This is a genomic window from Alistipes sp. HGB5, from assembly GCF_000183485.2.
In the GTDB taxonomy this organism is placed as follows: Bacteria; Bacteroidota; Bacteroidia; order Bacteroidales; family Rikenellaceae; genus Alistipes; species Alistipes finegoldii.
On the sequence record NZ_AENZ01000033.1, the window covers coordinates 67,621 to 85,484 of the forward strand.

Below are 17,864 nucleotides of genomic sequence, written 5' to 3' on the forward strand. Positions count from 1 at the left end.
ATATGAGAAAGAAAATTGTTGCCGGCAACTGGAAGATGAACACGCTTCCCGCCGAAGGTGTAGAACTGGCCAAGAACATCGTCGCAGGCCGCGGCGAAGTATGCTCGTGCGTTAATTTCATCGTATGCCCTCCGTTTACGCACCTCTCGACGGTTGCCGAAGCGCTCAAGGGTTCGGACGTCGCACTCGGCGCGCAGGACTGCGCAACCGAAGCCAAAGGCGCCTACACGGGCGAGATCGCCGCTTCGATGATCGCGGCGCTGGGCTGCAAGTACGTGATCCTCGGCCACTCGGAGCGCCGCCAGTACTACGGCGAGACTTCCGAGACGCTCAACAAGAAGATGGCGCAGGCTTACGCAAACGGCCTGACGCCGATCTACTGCGTGGGCGAGAACCTCGAAGAGCGTGAAGCCGGCAAGCACTTCGACGTGGTGAAGGCTCAGATCGAAGAGGTCGTCTACAACCTCACCGCCGAGCAGTACAAGGACCTCGTGATCGCATACGAACCCGTTTGGGCCATCGGCACGGGCAAGACCGCAACTGCCGAGCAGGCGCAGGAGATCCACGCCTACATCCGCAAGGTGCTGGCCGAGAAGTTCGGCGCAGCAGCCGAAGAGACGGCGATCCTGTACGGCGGTTCGTGCAAGCCCTCGAACGCGGCGGAAATATTCGCAAAGGAGGACGTGGACGGCGGCCTGATCGGCGGCGCAGCCCTCAAGGCGGAGGATTTCCTCAGCATCGGCAAAGGCTTTGCTAAATAAGCGGTCCCGACCGCAAACAAAAAAGCTCTTCCTCCGGGAAGAGCTTTTTTCATATCCGTCCCGGAGCGTCCCGCCCCGAAACGCCGCCGGCCTATTTCCCGGCCGGGTCGGGCAGGTTCTCCATCACGTTCCGGTAGAAGTCGCGCACGTCGTTCCAGCGGTAGTAAGGCGCCAGATCGCTTGCGACGGGAATCCGCACCTCGCGTTCGTTGTAGAGGAACTTCACCAGCACGTCGTCCGCAGCTTTCTTACGGTAGAAGACCAGCTGGATATTGGCCGCCATCGGCGATATTCTATACAGGGGCCACATTTGGGCGATCTTCTCAGGATCGCTCTCCACGACGTCGCACCCCTCGAACTGCAGCAGCGACACGAACGTCATCAGGTTGCCGTCGTGGCCGAACCGCAGGTCGGCCGAAACCGCTCCGCCCTCCACGGCCCGGTCGGCGCGCGTGAGGAAATCCTCCAGCAGCGCCTTGGCGTAATACTGCGGAAAACGCCTGTTGAGCGGCGAGGGACCGCGGATCACGTAATACTTATAGTTGTCGTACACGTTCAGCCCGTAAAGCTCGTCGGTGGTAAAGAGGTCGTAAAACGAAATTCCCAGACCGACGTTCTGCATGTCGGCGGCGAAATAGAAAAGGCCCTTCATCAGCTTCTGCGCGTCGATCGTCCGCACGAACTCCCCGTCGGCGAACAGCTCCGACATCAGCCGGTCGGGACGCACGAACCGATCCCCGATCCGCTCGTACTCCTCCTGCCAACCGCCCTTGTCGATGAAGTCGAGGTACTCCCGGCTGAGCGTCGGATTGGTCGGCTTGCTGTAGAAATTGAGGTAGCGCGTCGTCCTGCGGCCCGCCGTGCGCGACACCTCCAGACGGGGATTAAGCTCCTTGAGCCGCTCGCAGAAAGCCGCCATGCTCAGCACGCACCGCACCACGAGGGTCGCCTGCGCATCGACGACCGCGCCGGAGCGGAATACTTCGGGGAAATTGCGGTACATGCGCCCGGCGATCTCCCGGTGCTGCTCGGCGCCGAGGGGCGAAAGATCGCCGCCCCGGTTGATGCCGTCGTCGTAGACGCGCTTCACCCGGCCGTAGACCTCGCGTCCCCGCTCGGTAAACGCATTCGCGGCGTCGGCGGCCCGGAAAACGGCCATCACCTCGTCGTATTCGCTGTCGTGCAGCAGCCAGCGCGAACCGTGCCGGCCGTAGTGACTGATATAAAACGGCTTATAACCCTTCGGCGCAGGCGTCAGCACGGGATTGTCGTAGGTGTAGACATAATATACGCCGCCGGACTTGCGGGGATTTGCAGCTATTTCGTCCCGGAGGTTCTGTCCCGAAGCGGCCAGCGCCGCGAGGGAGCAGAGAACGGCCGCGAATAGTTTTGTAAATCTCATCTGTTTTTCGTTCGGTTACTGAATGATAAAATCGGACATCAGAAAGTAGTGGTCGCTGGGGTACAGACCATCGACCTTGTCGCGGAGAATCTCCGCCGCAACGGGTTGCAGGTTGCCGCGCACGAAGATAAAGTCGATGCGGCGCGCGTTCTTTTTCCTGTAATCCGGGCCTTTGAACCCGTGGTAGGTAAAGCCGGCTTCGCCGGGACCATGTACGGCCTCGTACGCCTCCTGCCACCCGGCGTCACGCAGGCACGCGACGGGTGCATTCTCGATTCCCGAATTGAAATCGCCGCAGATGATCTGCGGGAAGCCGTCGGCATACTGCGCGCACTCCCCGACGATCATCTTCATCTGCTCGCGCCGCGCATCGTCCGACTTGTGGTCGAGGTGGATGTCCAGCACGCGGAACTCCGCGCCGCTCTTCCGGTCGCGCAGGCGCACCCAGTTGCAGTGGCGGGCGCGCATCGTGTTCCACGAACAGCTGCCCGCGGCAAGCGGGGTTTCCGACAGCCAGTAGCAGCCCGACGAGACGAACTCGTAGCGCTTTTTGCTGAAGAAAATCACGTTCTTGCCGATAAAGTGATAACCTTCGGTATAGGGATCCATCTCCGGACCTGCGAATCCGTAAGCGACATAATCCGAGAATTTCTCCTTGAAATAGTTATACGAATCGTAAATCACCTCCTGCATGCAGATCACATCGGGTCTGTACATGCGGATCGCCTTCAGGCAGGCGTCGCGGCAGTCCTCCCAGCGGCGTCCTGCGGTCTCGTCTTCGGGCAGTCCCGTGATGCGGACGTTGCAGGTCATGACGCGGGTCGCCGGCTGCCCGGACGCCGGACGCGCCGCAGTTGCGGAGACCGCCGTAACGCAGGCCGCAAGACAGCCAGCCAGACACAGCATAAAACTCTTCTTCATCGGTTCAAGTCTTAAAGCAAGCGCTGCAGCGGGCGGAATCCGGCCCGCCACAGGCTCACCCGGTTTAAACATTATCTAACCAAAAAACCGTATCAACGAAGGTATGCACCGGTCTGGCGCAGTTCTTCCCGCACCTTCTCCACATCGACCGCCGAGGGGCGTACGCCCTCTTCGAGCGCGATGCGCGCCGCACGTCCGGCGGCTTCGCCCAGCGCCATGCAGGTGGACATCACGCGCGTCGAAGCCATCGCTTCGTGGTTCATCGACGAGCAGCGGCCCGCAACCAGCAGGTTCTCGACCGCGGCCGGCACGAGCGAACGGTAGGGAATGTCGTAGCAGTCCTCGCACCAGTGGAGCGTGCAGTCGCCGCCCGTGGCATGGTGGATATCCACCGGATAGCTGGCCACGGCGACCGCGTCGTCGAAGCGGCGGCAGGCGAGGATATCTTCGGCCGTCAGGATGTATTTTCCGACGATCACGCGGCTCTCGCGGATGCCCATAAAGGGAGCCACCTTCTCGCGCCATGCGTTCTCGAAGCCGGGAACGAAGTTCTTCAGGTAGCGTTCCAGCTCGTAAATCTGCTTGCGGCCCTCCACCTCGCCGTGCGTATAGCTTTCCGCCTTGGTCGAATCGACGCCGCTCACGCGCGACATGTTCACCCAGATTTCGTCGTCCTTGATGCCGGTAATGAGGATCGTACGCGCCACGGGAATCTTATACCCGGCCTCTTCGGCCTTGCGGATCTGGTTGCGCAGGCCGACGGTGATGAATTTCCCGGTCCGGAACTGCTCGGCGGGCATGGTGTCCATGTCGAAGACATCGGGCCGGCCGACCAGCGCATCGCGCAGTTTCTGCACGTCGACGCCCTTCATGCAGAACATCAGCGTCGGGGGCTGCATACCGCCGTCGGCATCGCCCTTGCGGCACTCGACGCCCGCACGGCAGGCCACGTCGCCGTCGCCCGTACAGTCGATGACCGTCTTGGCGAGGATCGCCTCGCGTCCCGCCTTGCTCTCGACGACGACGCCTTCGACGGCATCGCCGTTTTTAACGATGTCCGCGCAGAATACGTACAACAGCACTTCGACGCCGACCTCCTGCAGCATCTCCAGCGCCACGGTCTTCGCCTCTTCGGGATCGATGATCGTCAGGCTCACATGGAGCTTGCAGGGACGGTGTTCGCCGGCGGCGCCCCGCGCACGCAGGCGGTCGATGAAGAGCTGGGGCAGTCCTTTGATAATCTGGTTGCCCTTGCGTCCGAGGTAGCCCAGAATCGGCAGACCGATGGTCAGGTTGCCGCCCAGATAGCCGCGGCTTTCGATCAGCATGACGCGCAGGCCCTTGCCTGTCGCCGCACGTGCGGCCATGATGCCCGCAGGGCCGCCGCCCACGACGAGCACGTCCACTTCGGCGCGAACCGGAATCTCCCGCTGGGGTTCCGTAATCGTTGTTTTCTGATTTGCCATATTTGCAATGTTTTAGGTTTATTTTACGGTTTTCGGAGTTTCGTGGCGTACCATGCGCCACAGGATAACGGCCGTTACGAGGTGCATCACGCCCATGACGGCGAACAGCACGTTGCCCATCGTCGCCAGCAGCGAACCGATGAAAATGTTGAACACCGCGCCGCCCACGGCTCCCGCGCCGGCCGTGATGCCGACCACGCTGGCGACGTTCTTCACGGGGAATGCCTCGGCGATGACCACGCAGATCGTGTAGAGCCAGCTCAGGCACATGATCGCGATCAGGCTGAAGATCGCCACCACAAGTCCGATGCGCGCATCGAACGACACGGCCTGCCACTCGCTCACATAGGGCGTGAGGATGCACAGCGGCGCCACGAAGGCCATGAGGATCATCATCGTCTTGCGGGCCTTCAGCGCCGGCATGCCGCGGCGCACGAGCCAGTCGGACCAGACCGAGGTGAGGATGCCGCCGACGGCGCCGAACAGGAACGGCAGTCCGCCGATATACTGAATCATGTCGAGCGTAGCCTGCTGCGAGAGCCCCTGCGCTTCGCCCATGCTGCGCAGGTATCCCGGCAGCCAGAAGCAGCAGAAATACCAGACGGGGTCGCTGATCAGACGGATCAGCAGCACGCCCCAGAGCGAGCGCGTCGTCCACAGCTCGCCCCACGTGAAGGCCCGCTGCTGTTCGCCGTTGTTCCGCGCGACTTCGTCCTTGTCGGGGGCCATCGTGACGGCCAGCACCTCCTGCGGCGGATTCTTATAGATCAACGCCCATGCCACGGCGATCACCAGACCTACCAGACCGGCCACGATGAAGACGTCGTGCCACGGCAGGAACCGGGCCATCCACGCGATGACCAGCGGCGCGATGACCGTTCCCAGCGAACCGCCCGCCGTACAGAGACTGTTGGCCGTGGCGCGGTGGCGTTTCTCGAACCAGAGCGTGACGGCCACGATCTGTCCGGCGAAGATCGTCGGCTCGGCCAGTCCGAGGATGCCGCGGCAGATGGTGAATTCGACGACGTTGGTCGAAAGGCCGCCGCCGATGCAGGCCAACGACCATGCGACGATACCACCCAGCATCACCTTCTTCGACCCGAAGCGGTCCACCAGAATGCCCGATATGGGATACATGATGGCGTAACAGATCAGGAATACGTTGACGATCCACGCGTACTGGAGGTCTTCGATGCCGAAATGGGTCAGGATTTCGGGTTTGAGGATCGACAGCAGCTGGCGGTCGAGGTAGTTGCAGATGATTGCGACGAAAATCGTCGCCACAATATACCAACGACGCTTGTTCGGGTTTTGAAGTAAATTCATTCGGGTTTCTTTTGTCTTATCGGTTTATAAAAAGGTTCTCGGTGAAAGCGCCCAAGGCGCGGTAACGCTCATAGCGGAGCGCCAATATGCCGGACTTCGCGGCGTCGGGCGTGTAAACACGGGCGACGGACGGACAGAGCGCCCGCTGCGCCGCACCGACCGACGGATAGAGTCCCGCGGCGGCGGCCGCATGGACCACGGCGCCGAGCGCGCAGGAGTGCGCGCTGCCGGAGACTTCGATCGCCATGCCCGTCACATCGGCGAGCAGCTGCATGACAAAGGGGGATTTCTGCGAAATGCCGCCGATGCCCACCAGCCGTCCGATCTCCACGCCGTTCTCCGCCAGATGGTCGAGTATGGCCTTCGTCGCGAAAACCGTCGCCTCGGCAAAGGCGTAATAAAGCTCCGGTGCGGTCGCCGAGAGGTTCAGCCCCACGACCGAACCGGTCAGCCGGTTGCAGGGATAGGGCGAACGGCGGCCGTTCAGATAATCGGTCGCCAGCGGCGCATCGGCCCGCAGGGGCAGCTGCGCGGCGGCTTCGGCCAGTTTGGCCAGCAACCGCTCTTCGGTCTGCGCGGCCAGTGCGCGGAGCGTCTCGTTCTCAGGATCGGCCGGCAGCAGCACTTCGCGCAGCGGCCAGCAGAGCAGGCGCTTGAACCACGCGTACACGTCGCCGAAGGCCGACATGCCCGCTTCGAATCCGACCATGCCGGGAAGTATCGAGCCGTCCACCTGACCGAAAATGCCTTCGACCATCCGGTCGCCCATCTTTTCGGGCGGCATGACGGCCATGTAGCAGGCCGACGTGCCCAGATTCAGCACCACGGTCCCGTGACAGATGCCCGCGCCGACGGCGCCCGAATGGCAATCGACATTCCCCACTCCGATGACCACCTGCTCCGACAGCCCCAGTTTCGCCGCCCATTCGGGGCTGAGCGTACCTGCAGGAGTGTCGCAGCCGTACGTCCTGACGGGCAGACGCCGCAGGATGGGCAGCAGGACGGGGTCGAGTCCGGCGAAGAACTCTTCGGGCGGATAGCCGCCCCACTCTTCGGCCCACATCACCTTCGACCCGGCGACGCAAAGCCCCGACCGCAAATCCTCCATAGCGCGGCAGCCGGTCAGCACGGCCGGAATCCAGTCGCACAGCTCGACGACGGCCCACGCATCGCGGCGCAGCCGTTCGGAACCCCGCAGCAGGTGCAGGACCTTCGACCAGAAACACTCCGACGAATAGTGGTTGCCCGAACGGCGGGCGTAATTGATTTCGCCGCGGGCGCAGAGGGCGGTGATCTCCTCCGACTCCCGCTGCGCCGTGTGGTCCTTCCACAAAACGAACATCGCATCGGGATTCTCCTCATAACCCACCGTCAGCGACAGCGGCGTGCAGGTGCGATCGACCAGACACGGCGTGCTGGCGGTCGTATCCACGGCGATGGCGCGTATCGCCTCCGGCGCAGGACACTGCGCAATGACCTGCCGCAGCACCTGCTCCAGCCCCTCCAGATAATCCAGCGGGTGCTGACGGAACTGCGATTTCGCGGTGTCGCAGTACAATCCCCGGCCCCAGCGGGAGTAATTACAAACGGCGACGGCGATCCCTTCGCCGGACTCTGCATCGGCCAGCAGCGCCCGCACCGAGTCGGTGCCGTAGTCTATTCCAATAACGTACAGGTGTTCCATTATAGCTTATTTTCAGTGCAAATCGTCGCTAAACGAAAGGTAAAAGAGAGCAAAACCCCTTACTTGACTTTGCGAATATATTAAAATATTGCTACAAAAAGAAAATTTTCAACAAGAAATTTTGCAAATACAAAAAATAAATATAAATTCACCCCTGAAAAAGATAAGAAAAACAAACAAAAGCAAATAATGACTAACTTTACAGCGCAGACCTTCTCGCCGGCTCACCGGAAAAACGGGCGTTCCGTTTTCCGGGCGGCATATCCGGCGGACCGGGTATTTCGCTGTAATCCGGGCAGTTTCTCCGACTCCGGCACGGCAGAATCCTCCGTTATCCCTTTCCCGACGTACTCTTCATATACCTATATTTTATATAAAGAACGGAAATCGGTCCGAATAAGTATCGGCCCCGGAATTTCCGCATGATCCGGCGCCGGATTTTCTTTCGGACTTTTCTTTTTTCGAAAGAGCATCTTACAACAACGAAAAGAAACTTCATCCATAATTCAGACAACAAAGAGAAAACACCCGCATACACAACCAAGACAAACGACCTCACATTATGAAACCTGAATTTCCGGCCTTTTCGGGCCAATAAACCCGGATTCCTTCCGACGGACAGGCGCACCGACCCGCGTCTGCCCCGCGGTGTTTTATCCCAAGACCAAAGACCTTAAAATTTTACTAATTTTACCAACTATGAAAAAACAGCTACGCACCTTAACAAAACTGTTGGCAGCGGTCATCGCATGCTGCCTGAGTGTGGCCGTGCACGCCCAGACGACAGTCCGCGGAACAGTCACCGACGCGGACGGCATGCCTCTCGTAGGAGCTACCGTGATCGTCATTACAGGCACTCAGCCGGGGGGGGGTACCACGACCGATGCAAACGGTAAGTTCGCCATTGCGGCGGCTCCCGGCCAGCGGCTCTCCGTCTCCTACATCGGCTACAAGGAGACTTCGGTCGAAGTAACCACCAAGACCGATTACGACATCCGGCTCGAAAGCGACAATGCGCAGATCGACGAAGTCATCGTCGTGGGCTACGGCACCCAGAAAAAGGTGAACGTGACGGGTTCGGTGGCCACCATCGACTCGAAGGCGTTCGACAAACGCCCGATCGTCTCGACCTCGGCCGCCCTGCAGGGCATGGCTCCGGGCGTCACCGTCACCACGCAGTCGGGCGCACCGGGCGATGACGGCGGCGCGATCCGCATCCGCGGCATCAACTCCTTCGGCGGCAGCTCGACCTCGCCGCTGGTGCTCATCGACGGCATCGAAGGCAGTCTGGACAGCGTCGATCCCAACCTGATCGAATCCATCTCCATCCTCAAGGACGCCGCGTCCTCCTCCATCTACGGTTCGCGCGCCGCCAACGGCGTGATCCTCGTAACCACCAAGCGCGGTTCGAAGGAGCGGTTCTCCATCACCTACAAGGGCTATGTGGGCTGGCAGTCGCCGACCGACCTGCCCGACATGGTCAATGCGCTCGAATTCCGCGAGCTGACACGCGCCATGTACCTCAACGACGGCGTGGACCTCAACGGCGAAAAGCCGGGCAGCACCCCCATTCCCGATTACAACGACGAGGATATGGCGCTATACCGCAAAAACTGGGGCAAGGACCCGGATCTTTATCCCAATACGGACTGGCAGGACGCCGTGCTGACCGGTTCGGGCTTCACCCACAGCCACAATGTTTCGCTCAGCGTGGGCAGCGAGCGCGTACGCATGCTCACCACGCTGGGATACGTGGATCAGGAAGGCATCATCAAAAATGCGGACTTCCAGCGTTACACGTTCCGCAACAACGCCGACGTCAAGTTCAACGACAAAATGTCGATGAAACTCGACCTTTCGTTCTCGAACGACGACCGCAAGGCCTCGCCCTATCAGAGCACGATCTTCAACTACATGAACACCCGTCCGGCCGACATTCCCAACCAATTTTCGACCGGTCTTTACAACGGTCTGGGAATGCAGGGCATGAACCCCGTAGCCCTGATGCTTTACGGCGGCAGCAACAACACCAACACCATACGGCTTTCGGGAGCCATCACGCTGACCTACGAGCCTGCAAAATGGCTCTCCCTGCAGGGCATGCTGGCGCCGCGCTACACGACCACCAACCGCCACAACTGGAAGAAGCCCGTTACGACCTATCAGGACTACAAAGGCACCTCCACGCTGACCTCCGCGTCCTATGCCACCCTCACCGAATCGGGTTCGCGCGCTTTCTACGGCAACTACAACTTTCTGGCAACGCTCAAGCACAACTTCAGCGGCCACGACCTGAAACTGATTCTCGGCGCCGAGCGCAACACGTACGACTATAAATACCTGATGGCCTACCGTCAAGTCTTCAATTACAACTACGACCAGATCGACGTAGGCGAAATCGACAACATGGACAACTCCGGCCGCCGTTACGAGTGGGCCATACAGTCCTACTTCGGCCGTCTGAACTACAACTACAAGGAGCGCTACCTGCTGGAGGCCAACCTGCGTATCGACGGATCGTCGCGCTTCAACAAATCGAACCGCTGGGGTTACTTCCCCTCGGTATCGGGTGCATGGCGTATCTCCGAGGAGCCGTTCATGCAGGATGTCAAACACATAATCGACGGATTGAAACTCCGCGCATCGTACGGTACGCTCGGCAACCAGAACCTTGCCGGCGGCGACGCAGCCAGCTACTATCCCACCACGCAGAACCTCGCGATGGGACAAATCTCGATGAACGACAATATCTACTCGCTCGTCACCCTCAACACGCTGGCCAACCCCGACATTAAATGGGAAACCACCACGATGCTCGACGTCGGCGTGGATTTCTCGCTTTTCAACAAGCTCAACATCACGGCCGACTGGTACCGCAAGGAGACCAAGGACATTCTGATGAAACTCGACATGCCCCTCGGCATCGGTCTCAACGCTCCCTACCAGAATGCGGGTAAGGTCCGCAACACAGGCTGGGAGGTAAGCGTAGGTTACAACAACCAGTGGCGCGACTTCTCGTTCGGCGTGCAGGCCAACCTGTCCGACGTCAAGAACGAAATCCTCGACATGCGCGGCAAGACCTCGACCAGCGGCGTGCTGCGCAATCAGGAGGGTTATTCCATCGGCAGCATCTATGCGCTGAAAAGCCTCGGCATCATCCGCACGCAGGAGGAGGCCGACTGGGTCAACGCCAACTGTCCGCAGTTCAAGGAAACCGTCCAGATCGGCGACATCCGCTATGCCGACATCGACGGCAACAACTCGATCGACGAGAACGACAAAGACATCGTCGGCAGCACGATCCCCCGCTACACCTACAGCCTGAACCTGAACTTCGGCTGGAAAGGGCTGCGTCTGGGTCTGCTGTTCCAAGGCGTCGGCAAAACGGACGGTTATCTGAACACCTATTACGTAATGCCCAGCAACCAAGGCGGTACGTTCCGCAAGGAGCACCTCGACTGGGCGAGCGCAGAGAATCCCAACGGCAAGACTCCGCGTCTGACGAGTGCGAACAAAAACAACTGGTACGACTCGTCGTTCTGGATGAAAAGCGCCGCTTACCTCCGCCTGAAGAACATCCAGCTGGGCTACGAACTACCCAAGTCGTGGATGCACCGGATCGGTCTCAATTCGGCCTATCTTTACGTCAATGCGCAGAACCTCTTCACGGTCACCAACTTCTGGGACGGCTACGACCCTGAGGTGGGTTACGGAGGCGATTCGAGCGGCGACTTCGACGTCGTGAAACTCGGCTCGGCGAACAACTATCCGCAGGTAAAGATCGTTACGGTCGGACTCGAACTCAAATTTTAACGCATTACAACCATGAAAAACAAAATAATCACCGGCATAGCGCTCTGCAGTCTCTTCATCACGGGCTGCTCGCTCGACAAAGCATATCTCAACGGTCCGAATGCGTCCACGTTCCCGGCTACGAAATCGGAGGTGGAAGCGGGCGTCTTCGCGACCTACAAGGGCCTTACCCTGATCGACGCATCCTCGACGCCGTTCCCCGGCATTCAGGACAATGCTTCCGACATCGGCGCATCGCGTATCAACGCCGCCAACTACAACTACCAGCAGCAGTCGAAACTCCCGCCTTCGAACGCATGGGTGACTAAGGTCTACACCCAAATCTACAAAACCGCAGCCCGCGCCAATCTCGTACTGGACGGCATCGACAACGTCCGCGAGCTGATGAGCGAGCAGGAGTACAATATGTATAAAGCCGAGCTGCTGCTCGTCCGCTCCTTCCTCTACGACTGGGGCTGCCAGCTTTACGGCGACATCCCCTACATCGACCACACCCTGAAATTGGGCGACACCTACACGCGCACGCCGAAAGAAGAGGTGATTTCACGGATTCTCAACGAAGATCTTGCGGACGAAATGCTCGACTTTCTGCCGATCCGCCACAACAAGAACAGCTACGGATCGGCACGTCTGGGACGCGCAGGCGCCTATGGACTCAAAGCCCGCATCTGTCTGAACTGGAAATATTACGAAGAGGCGGCCTATTATGCCGACAAAGCGCTGAAACTGGCCGAAGAGGGCGGATATTCCCTTCAGGCATACGACATCCGCTACTGCGGCGAAGACCACACGAAGGGCGAACCCACTCCTTCCAATCTGTTCGGCATCAACGGTCACAAGAACAGCGACGAATGGATTTGGGCCTTGCAGTACAATACGGCGATCTCCAGCAACCAGCACAATGCCGGCTATTATGCGGCGCCGCGTATCGCAGGCGGCTGCTCCTACTTCAGCCCGACGCAGGCTTTCCTCGACGCCATCCAGTGCACGGACGGCAAGTCGATCGTGGAATCGCCCCTGTTCGATTACCAGAATCCGTGGAAGAACCGCGACCCGCGTCTCGATCTCTTCTGCGTACGTCCGGGTTCCCGCGTACTGGGCATGCAGTTCGAGACCAATCCTTCCGCCCAGACCATCAAGAACTACAATGACAAAGAAGAAGGCGTAGACGTCGCAAACTCGGAAGCCTACGGCAGCAAATCGGAATACGGCGCCAACGGTTCGAAAGGCCCGTGCGGTTACTTGTGGCGCAAATACCTCGACATTCAGGAGTACAAATACAACAATGCATTCGGCACCAGCTCGGTATGCGTGCTGAGCTATCCGCTGATGCGTCTGGCCGAGCTCTATCTGATCCGCGCCGAAGCCAACATCGAGTGGAACGGCGGCGACCTCAGCGTCGCCAAAGCCGACATCGAAACGATCCGCAGCCGCGCACACATGCCCGGTCTCAGTGAAAACCTCAGCCGCGACGGCCTGCGTTCGGCACTGCGCTACGAGCGTATGGTCGAACTCTGCAATGAGGGTTTCCGCTGGTTCGACATCCGCCGCTGGGATATGGCCGAATCGGTCATCTCCGGAACGCTCTACGCACCGGCTCTCGACGGTTCGGTATCGAACGCCGTACCGACGATCGACTCCGACTGGCACGTAACTTACAATGGCCAGACGTTCGACGGCAAGGATATGAACCTGCGCAGATTCATCACGATGTCCTACGACCCGATGAAAGACGCCCTGTGGCCCATTCCGGAGGACGAGCGCATCGCCAATCCGCTGATAACCCAGAACCCCGGTTATGCCGGCCATTCAATCGAGGAATAACAATAAAAACAAACACACTATGATACAACGGCTATACAGACTGCTGCTTCTCTTCTGCTCGATCGCGGTTTTCGCGGCCTGCTCGGACAGCGACGGCAATGACAATAACGGCGGAAACGGCGGAGAGATCGTTCCCGACGGCGGCGACACCTACGGATATGTCACGGGCGCAAACGGCAACCCCGTTCCGGGGGTTGTCGTCAGCGACGGCTTCACCTGCACGCAGACCGACGCCGAGGGCCAGTATGTGCTGACCCGCAACGCGGAATCGGGCTTCGTCTTCTACTCCCTGCCTTCGGGCTACAAGGTCAACATGCACAAGACCTACAAACTGCCCAAGTTCTTCACCAAACTCAAACCGGAAACCGCCCGCTACGACTTCACGCTGACGGCGCTGGACGCTCCCGAAACCCGGTTCGATCTGATCTGCATCGGCGACCCCCAGATCAACGAGGCGGCGCACGCCGTCCGGTTCAAGCGCGAAGCGGCCAAGGACATCCGGGAGTATTCCTCCTCGGCCGACATCCCGTGCTACGCCATCCACCTCGGCGACTTGGTGAACAACAAATGGGCGCTCTACAGCAACATGGTGGTGGCCCTGCAGCCCGAACAGACGGGAATCCCCGTATTCTCGACCATCGGCAACCACGACCACGAATTCCCGACGGCCAACGAGAAGGAGGCCCGCGCGAAATACGAAAGCTTCTTCGGTCCGGTGGACTATTCGTTCAACCGCGGCGACGTGCATATCGTATCGATGGACAACATCATCCACGAATGTCAGGAGAGCGCGGGTTACACCGGCGGTTTCAGCGCCGAGCAATACGAATGGCTGAAGCAGGACCTGAGCTATGTTCCGAAGGATAAAATGGTGATCCTGTGCGTTCACATTCCCTTCCGCAACAGCAATTACGCCTACTACGACGAAGTGCTGGAGCTGCTCTCGCAGTACAAATACGCAACGATCATGTCGGCCCACACCCACTCGAACATCAACCACATCCACACCAAGAACGGCAAGGAGATCTTCGAGCACATCACGGGCACCTCCTGCGGCGCATGGTGGCGCTCGACCGTCTGCACCGAAGGCACGCCCATCGGCTTCGGCATCTACCGCATCGACGGGGCCGCGATGAAGGAGTGGACCTACAAATCGGTGCAGCACGACGAAGAGTTCCAGATCCGGCTCTACCGCGGTTCCGACAAATTCACCGGCGGCGGCGACGCTTCGTACTACTTCTCGAAGAAAAACGCCGGCCAGATCGTCGCGAACATCTGGAACTGGGACCCCGCTTGGACCGTCAATGTCTATGAAAACGGCGCGAAAACCGGCACCATGACCCAATATTCGGACAAGGACGCATGGACGGTGGCCTATCACATCGGCATCCTGAACAACAGCAGCAGCTACAACAAGTCCACGGATCACATGTTCTATTACACGCTGACGAATCCCGCTGCGGACGTAAAGGTCGAGGCGATCGACCGCTTCGGCAACAAATACGAACAGACGGTCTTCACCGACCCCGATTCGCATCCCGGCATATATCATCTGGATTATTAAAAACAGACTAAGAACCGAACCTATATGAAAAAGTTATTATTATTCCCCTGCCTGCTTCTGGCGCTCGGCCTGAGTTCGTGCGAATCGTCGGACGACGAAATCATGAGCATCGAACTGGTCAGCCCCAAAAAACTTGCGGTTACGACCGAGTTGGCGACAGCCTCTTTCAAATGGGATGCCGTCGCAAAAGCGGAAGGCTATGCCTATGCTTTGGACAACTCCACCGAATACACGACCATCGACGCAGCGACCACAACCCTGAAGCTGACCCGACTCTCGCGCGGTTCGCATACGTTCCGCATCTATGCCGTCGGCAATCAGGAACACACGACCGACTCGGCCGAACGCACCGTCGATTTCGACATCGACCCGACGCTTCCGACCCCGGCCCCGTCATGCACCAGAGGCGAATCCGCAGACGAGGTCGTCGTCACATGGCAAGCCGTCAAAGGCGCCATCGGCTATGCCTACAAATTCAACGACGAGACGCAATGGACCGAAGTCGGAGCCGACGTATTGAAAATCACCAAGAGCGGATTCGATCCGGAAGCGAAAAACACCTTTACCATATACGCCAAGGGCCAACTGCCCGATTCGGAGGATTCGGAGGAGCTTACGCTTCCGTTCCAGCTGATCGACACTTCGGAGGGCGTATGGGCAAGGACTTCCGACGGAAGCCTGTACGAACTCAAAGAGTCGGAATCCGGCATCTATACCGCTGCGATCACCTGCAAGGCCTCGGACGACATCACCATCCTGATTGAGAACACGCCTTACGGGTTCACCGCTTACAGCGGCAACGGCGGCATCGGAACCGTAAACAGCGTTTATGCGACCGTCCCGTTCTACACCTACCCGGCGGCCGTATACTACGTGCGGGAAAGTCTCGGACAAATGACGGCCAAGACCGAAGATGCTGATATAAATAAATTCTGGGTCAATGTTTCGGGATCGACCTGCAAAATAGACGTCGAGATCGACTGCACCAACGCCGACAAGACTCCGCGCTATCGCCTGAAACTCGTCGAGAACGAAGATCCGTCGATCATTCTGGAACAGTATTTCGATCTGATGGTATACGGAGGCGACTGGATCCAGACGGGGAAAGTGGCAAGCAGCGGCAGAAAACTGGCATCCACGAGTCCTGCGGCCATCGACGGCACCGAACCTGCCACGGCTACTGCAAGTTACACGACGTTCGGCATAAACATCAGTTCCGACAAGGATGCGGCACCGGCCTATCTCGCAAACCGGGGACTAACGGATTGGGGCATCAAATACTGTTATGAGTTTCCGGGATATGTCCGTCTCTCCAATTCGGCTTCGGGTTCGAATATGTATTACGGAGTGCTGACCACGCCCAAACTGTCAAAACTGACCGCGGCATCGATCGTCACCGTCACATTCGACGCCGTCCGGTTTGCATCGGAACACGACATTCCCGTCAAAGTACTGAATGCCGGAACAATCGCTTCGGCGCAAGTGGTCGTCGAAGGCAGCGGTTCGGCCGCATCGATCGCTCCGGAAAGCGGCGGCAAGTCGATCAATATCACATCGGCGCACTGCCCCAAACACGGAAACGAGGCCTTGAAGAAATGGTCCAATTTCTCGATAACCATCGAAGGCGCGACGGCGGAAACCCAGATATGCTGGGATACGACAGGTGCAGGATCTACCAGCGCCAACGGCCGTATCTGTCTGGACAACATCGTTGTCAGGAAAAACTAAACGAACACTTTCACACGATCCGGCGGGCGGAGGGACAATCCCCCGCCCGCCGATCGTTTAAAATCAACTTCCTGCAAAATGAAAAAAACACTGATATTTCCGCTTCTGGCCGCCGCGCTCCTCTGCAACTGCGGAGGCTCCGACGACAAGGAGCCGGGAGCGGGCGAGGGCAACGGCAGCATCACGGTCGTCGAACCGACGACGGCGTTGGGCGCCCCGAACGACGACATCTTCCGGCTGCAGCTCAAACCGGGCAAACTGATTACGCTCAAACAGGTCAACACGACCAACTGCAAACGCGCCGCGGCGACCGGCATGTGCATCGACATCATGGCGCAGGACGCCACCATCTTCGCCGAAGGAATGACCGACGCGAAACTCGACGCACTGTTTTCCGAGGCGGGAGCGGCAATCGGCTCCGCCGCAGCAAGCCTTTGGGGCATCCATCTGCCCTACCGGACATACGACATTTCGGCGACCGACGAAGCGGCCCGCACGACGGCCGTAGCAAAACTCAGAACCGTGATAAACAGCGCCATGAAACACATGTCGCCCAAGCATTTCGTAATTCACCCCTCCACCGGCACGATACTCACCACCGGAAGCGACTTCGCGGCACGCAAGGCCCAGAGCCGGAAATCGCTCCGGGAATTACAGACCCACATCGCGTCCTGCAATTCGACGTACGGCCTGCACACGATTCTCTGCGTGGAAAACTGTCCCCGAAGCGTCGCCTACGATGCCGAAACGATGCTCGCCCTGCTCAGCGGCGAGGAGCTGGAGCAGGTGCGCGTCTGCCTCGATACGGGCCACGCCCTGATTCCGCTGAACGGGTCGTATATCAATCCGACCAGAAACGGCGACGCCGTCGCCATACTCCGAAAGCTCGGCACACGCCTCGGCACGCTGCACATCCAGCAGAATCGCGGCGCCGAAGGGCAATCCGGCACGCTGGACAAGCACCTGCAGCCTTACGACGGAGGACTGATCGACTGGGGAGAGTTCTATTACGAACTGCTGAAAAACAACCGTTACCGCGGCTGTTTCCTCTACGAAGTCTCCTTCACGGACACCTACGACGGTACGACGGCCACGATCGAATCCGCCAAAGCGAATTACACGGGCCTCGTCTATCCGGCCTTCACCCATAGGCTGAACCGCCAATAGGTCCCCGGCAGCCGGACGACGGACGACGGACGGACAAGGGACAAGGGACAAGGGAATGTCTCCGAACCGGCAAAGTTTCCGCCCGCCGGCAGGAGTAACGGACAAACCATCCGCCGCACTCCTCCCGCACGACAACGAATCTTTCCGCCGAACGACAAATCCTTTCACACAAACGACAAATCCTTCGCATAAACGACAGATTCACCCG

General features: G+C 59.1%; 11 protein-coding genes. 6 read left to right on the plus strand and 5 right to left on the minus strand.

Annotated features, from left to right (window positions below; genetic code table 11):
- Positions 1–2: 2 nt before the first annotated feature.
- Entirely contained in the window at positions 3–761 is a 759-nt protein-coding gene (tpiA, locus tag HMPREF9720_RS05450; protein ID WP_009597248.1) for a triose-phosphate isomerase, read from the plus strand.
- Positions 762–852: 91 nt separating this feature from the next.
- On the opposite strand, the gene HMPREF9720_RS05455 is transcribed toward tpiA, so the two are convergent.
- From HMPREF9720_RS05455 to HMPREF9720_RS05475, 5 genes are all read right to left on the minus strand, one after another.
- Entirely contained in the window at positions 853–2,163 is a 1,311-nt protein-coding gene (locus HMPREF9720_RS05455) for a histidine phosphatase family protein (RefSeq protein ID WP_009597201.1), read from the minus strand.
- 15 nt (positions 2,164–2,178) lie between these two features.
- Positions 2,179–3,084, minus strand: coding sequence for an endonuclease/exonuclease/phosphatase family protein (locus tag HMPREF9720_RS05460; RefSeq protein ID WP_240049005.1), 906 nt, complete (start codon positions 3,082–3,084; stop codon positions 2,179–2,181).
- A gap of 92 nt (positions 3,085–3,176) precedes the next feature.
- The gene (locus HMPREF9720_RS05465) at positions 3,177–4,550 is read right to left on the minus strand and encodes an FAD-dependent oxidoreductase (RefSeq protein ID WP_009597187.1); all 1,374 of its coding nucleotides are present in this window, start codon (positions 4,548–4,550) and stop codon (positions 3,177–3,179) included.
- Positions 4,551–4,568: 18 nt separating this feature from the next.
- Positions 4,569–5,876 carry an MFS transporter gene (locus HMPREF9720_RS05470; protein WP_009597242.1) on the minus strand — a complete coding sequence of 436 codons (1,308 nt, stop codon included), beginning with the start codon at positions 5,874–5,876 and terminating at the stop codon, positions 4,569–4,571.
- A 16-nt stretch (positions 5,877–5,892) separates the two neighbouring features.
- Positions 5,893–7,560 carry a ribulokinase gene (locus HMPREF9720_RS05475; protein WP_009597170.1) on the minus strand — a complete coding sequence of 556 codons (1,668 nt, stop codon included), beginning with the start codon at positions 7,558–7,560 and terminating at the stop codon, positions 5,893–5,895.
- 699 nt (positions 7,561–8,259) lie between these two features.
- Between HMPREF9720_RS05475 and HMPREF9720_RS05480 the strand changes: the two genes are divergently transcribed.
- From HMPREF9720_RS05480 to HMPREF9720_RS05500, 5 genes are all read left to right on the plus strand, one after another.
- A complete protein-coding gene (locus tag HMPREF9720_RS05480) occupies positions 8,260–11,373 on the plus strand; it encodes a SusC/RagA family TonB-linked outer membrane protein (protein ID WP_039939965.1) in 3,114 nt (1,037 codons plus the stop codon).
- A 12-nt stretch (positions 11,374–11,385) separates the two neighbouring features.
- Positions 11,386–13,197 carry a RagB/SusD family nutrient uptake outer membrane protein gene (locus tag HMPREF9720_RS05485; protein WP_009597203.1) on the plus strand — a complete coding sequence of 604 codons (1,812 nt, stop codon included), beginning with the start codon at positions 11,386–11,388 and terminating at the stop codon, positions 13,195–13,197.
- Positions 13,198–13,216: 19 nt separating this feature from the next.
- A complete protein-coding gene (locus tag HMPREF9720_RS05490) occupies positions 13,217–14,761 on the plus strand; it encodes a calcineurin-like phosphoesterase C-terminal domain-containing protein (RefSeq protein ID WP_014775497.1) in 1,545 nt (514 codons plus the stop codon).
- Positions 14,762–14,785: 24 nt separating this feature from the next.
- Complete coding sequence (locus tag HMPREF9720_RS05495) at positions 14,786–16,489, plus strand: hypothetical protein (RefSeq protein WP_009597174.1); 1,704 nt, start codon at positions 14,786–14,788, stop codon at positions 16,487–16,489.
- A 78-nt stretch (positions 16,490–16,567) separates the two neighbouring features.
- The gene (locus HMPREF9720_RS05500; protein WP_009597168.1) at positions 16,568–17,656 is read left to right on the plus strand and encodes a sugar phosphate isomerase/epimerase family protein; all 1,089 of its coding nucleotides are present in this window, start codon (positions 16,568–16,570) and stop codon (positions 17,654–17,656) included.
- Positions 17,657–17,864: the final 208 nt, after the last annotated feature.

Excerpts from the sequence above, each read along its gene's own strand:
- tpiA (WP_009597248.1), top strand. The coding sequence starts at position 3 with ATGAGAAAGAAAATTGTTGCCGGCAACTGGAAGATGAACACGCTTCCC.
- HMPREF9720_RS05455 (WP_009597201.1), bottom strand. The coding sequence starts at position 2,163 with ATGAGATTTACAAAACTATTCGCGGCCGTTCTCTGCTCCCTCGCGGCG.
- HMPREF9720_RS05460 (WP_240049005.1), bottom strand. The coding sequence starts at position 3,084 with ATGAAGAAGAGTTTTATGCTGTGTCTGGCTGGCTGTCTTGCGGCCTGC.
- HMPREF9720_RS05465 (WP_009597187.1), bottom strand. The coding sequence starts at position 4,550 with ATGGCAAATCAGAAAACAACGATTACGGAACCCCAGCGGGAGATTCCG.
- HMPREF9720_RS05470 (WP_009597242.1), bottom strand. The coding sequence starts at position 5,876 with ATGAATTTACTTCAAAACCCGAACAAGCGTCGTTGGTATATTGTGGCG.
- HMPREF9720_RS05475 (WP_009597170.1), bottom strand. The coding sequence starts at position 7,560 with ATGGAACACCTGTACGTTATTGGAATAGACTACGGCACCGACTCGGTG.
- HMPREF9720_RS05480 (WP_039939965.1), top strand. The coding sequence starts at position 8,260 with ATGAAAAAACAGCTACGCACCTTAACAAAACTGTTGGCAGCGGTCATC.
- HMPREF9720_RS05485 (WP_009597203.1), top strand. The coding sequence starts at position 11,386 with ATGAAAAACAAAATAATCACCGGCATAGCGCTCTGCAGTCTCTTCATC.
- HMPREF9720_RS05490 (WP_014775497.1), top strand. The coding sequence starts at position 13,217 with ATGATACAACGGCTATACAGACTGCTGCTTCTCTTCTGCTCGATCGCG.
- HMPREF9720_RS05495 (WP_009597174.1), top strand. The coding sequence starts at position 14,786 with ATGAAAAAGTTATTATTATTCCCCTGCCTGCTTCTGGCGCTCGGCCTG.
- HMPREF9720_RS05500 (WP_009597168.1), top strand. The coding sequence starts at position 16,568 with ATGAAAAAAACACTGATATTTCCGCTTCTGGCCGCCGCGCTCCTCTGC.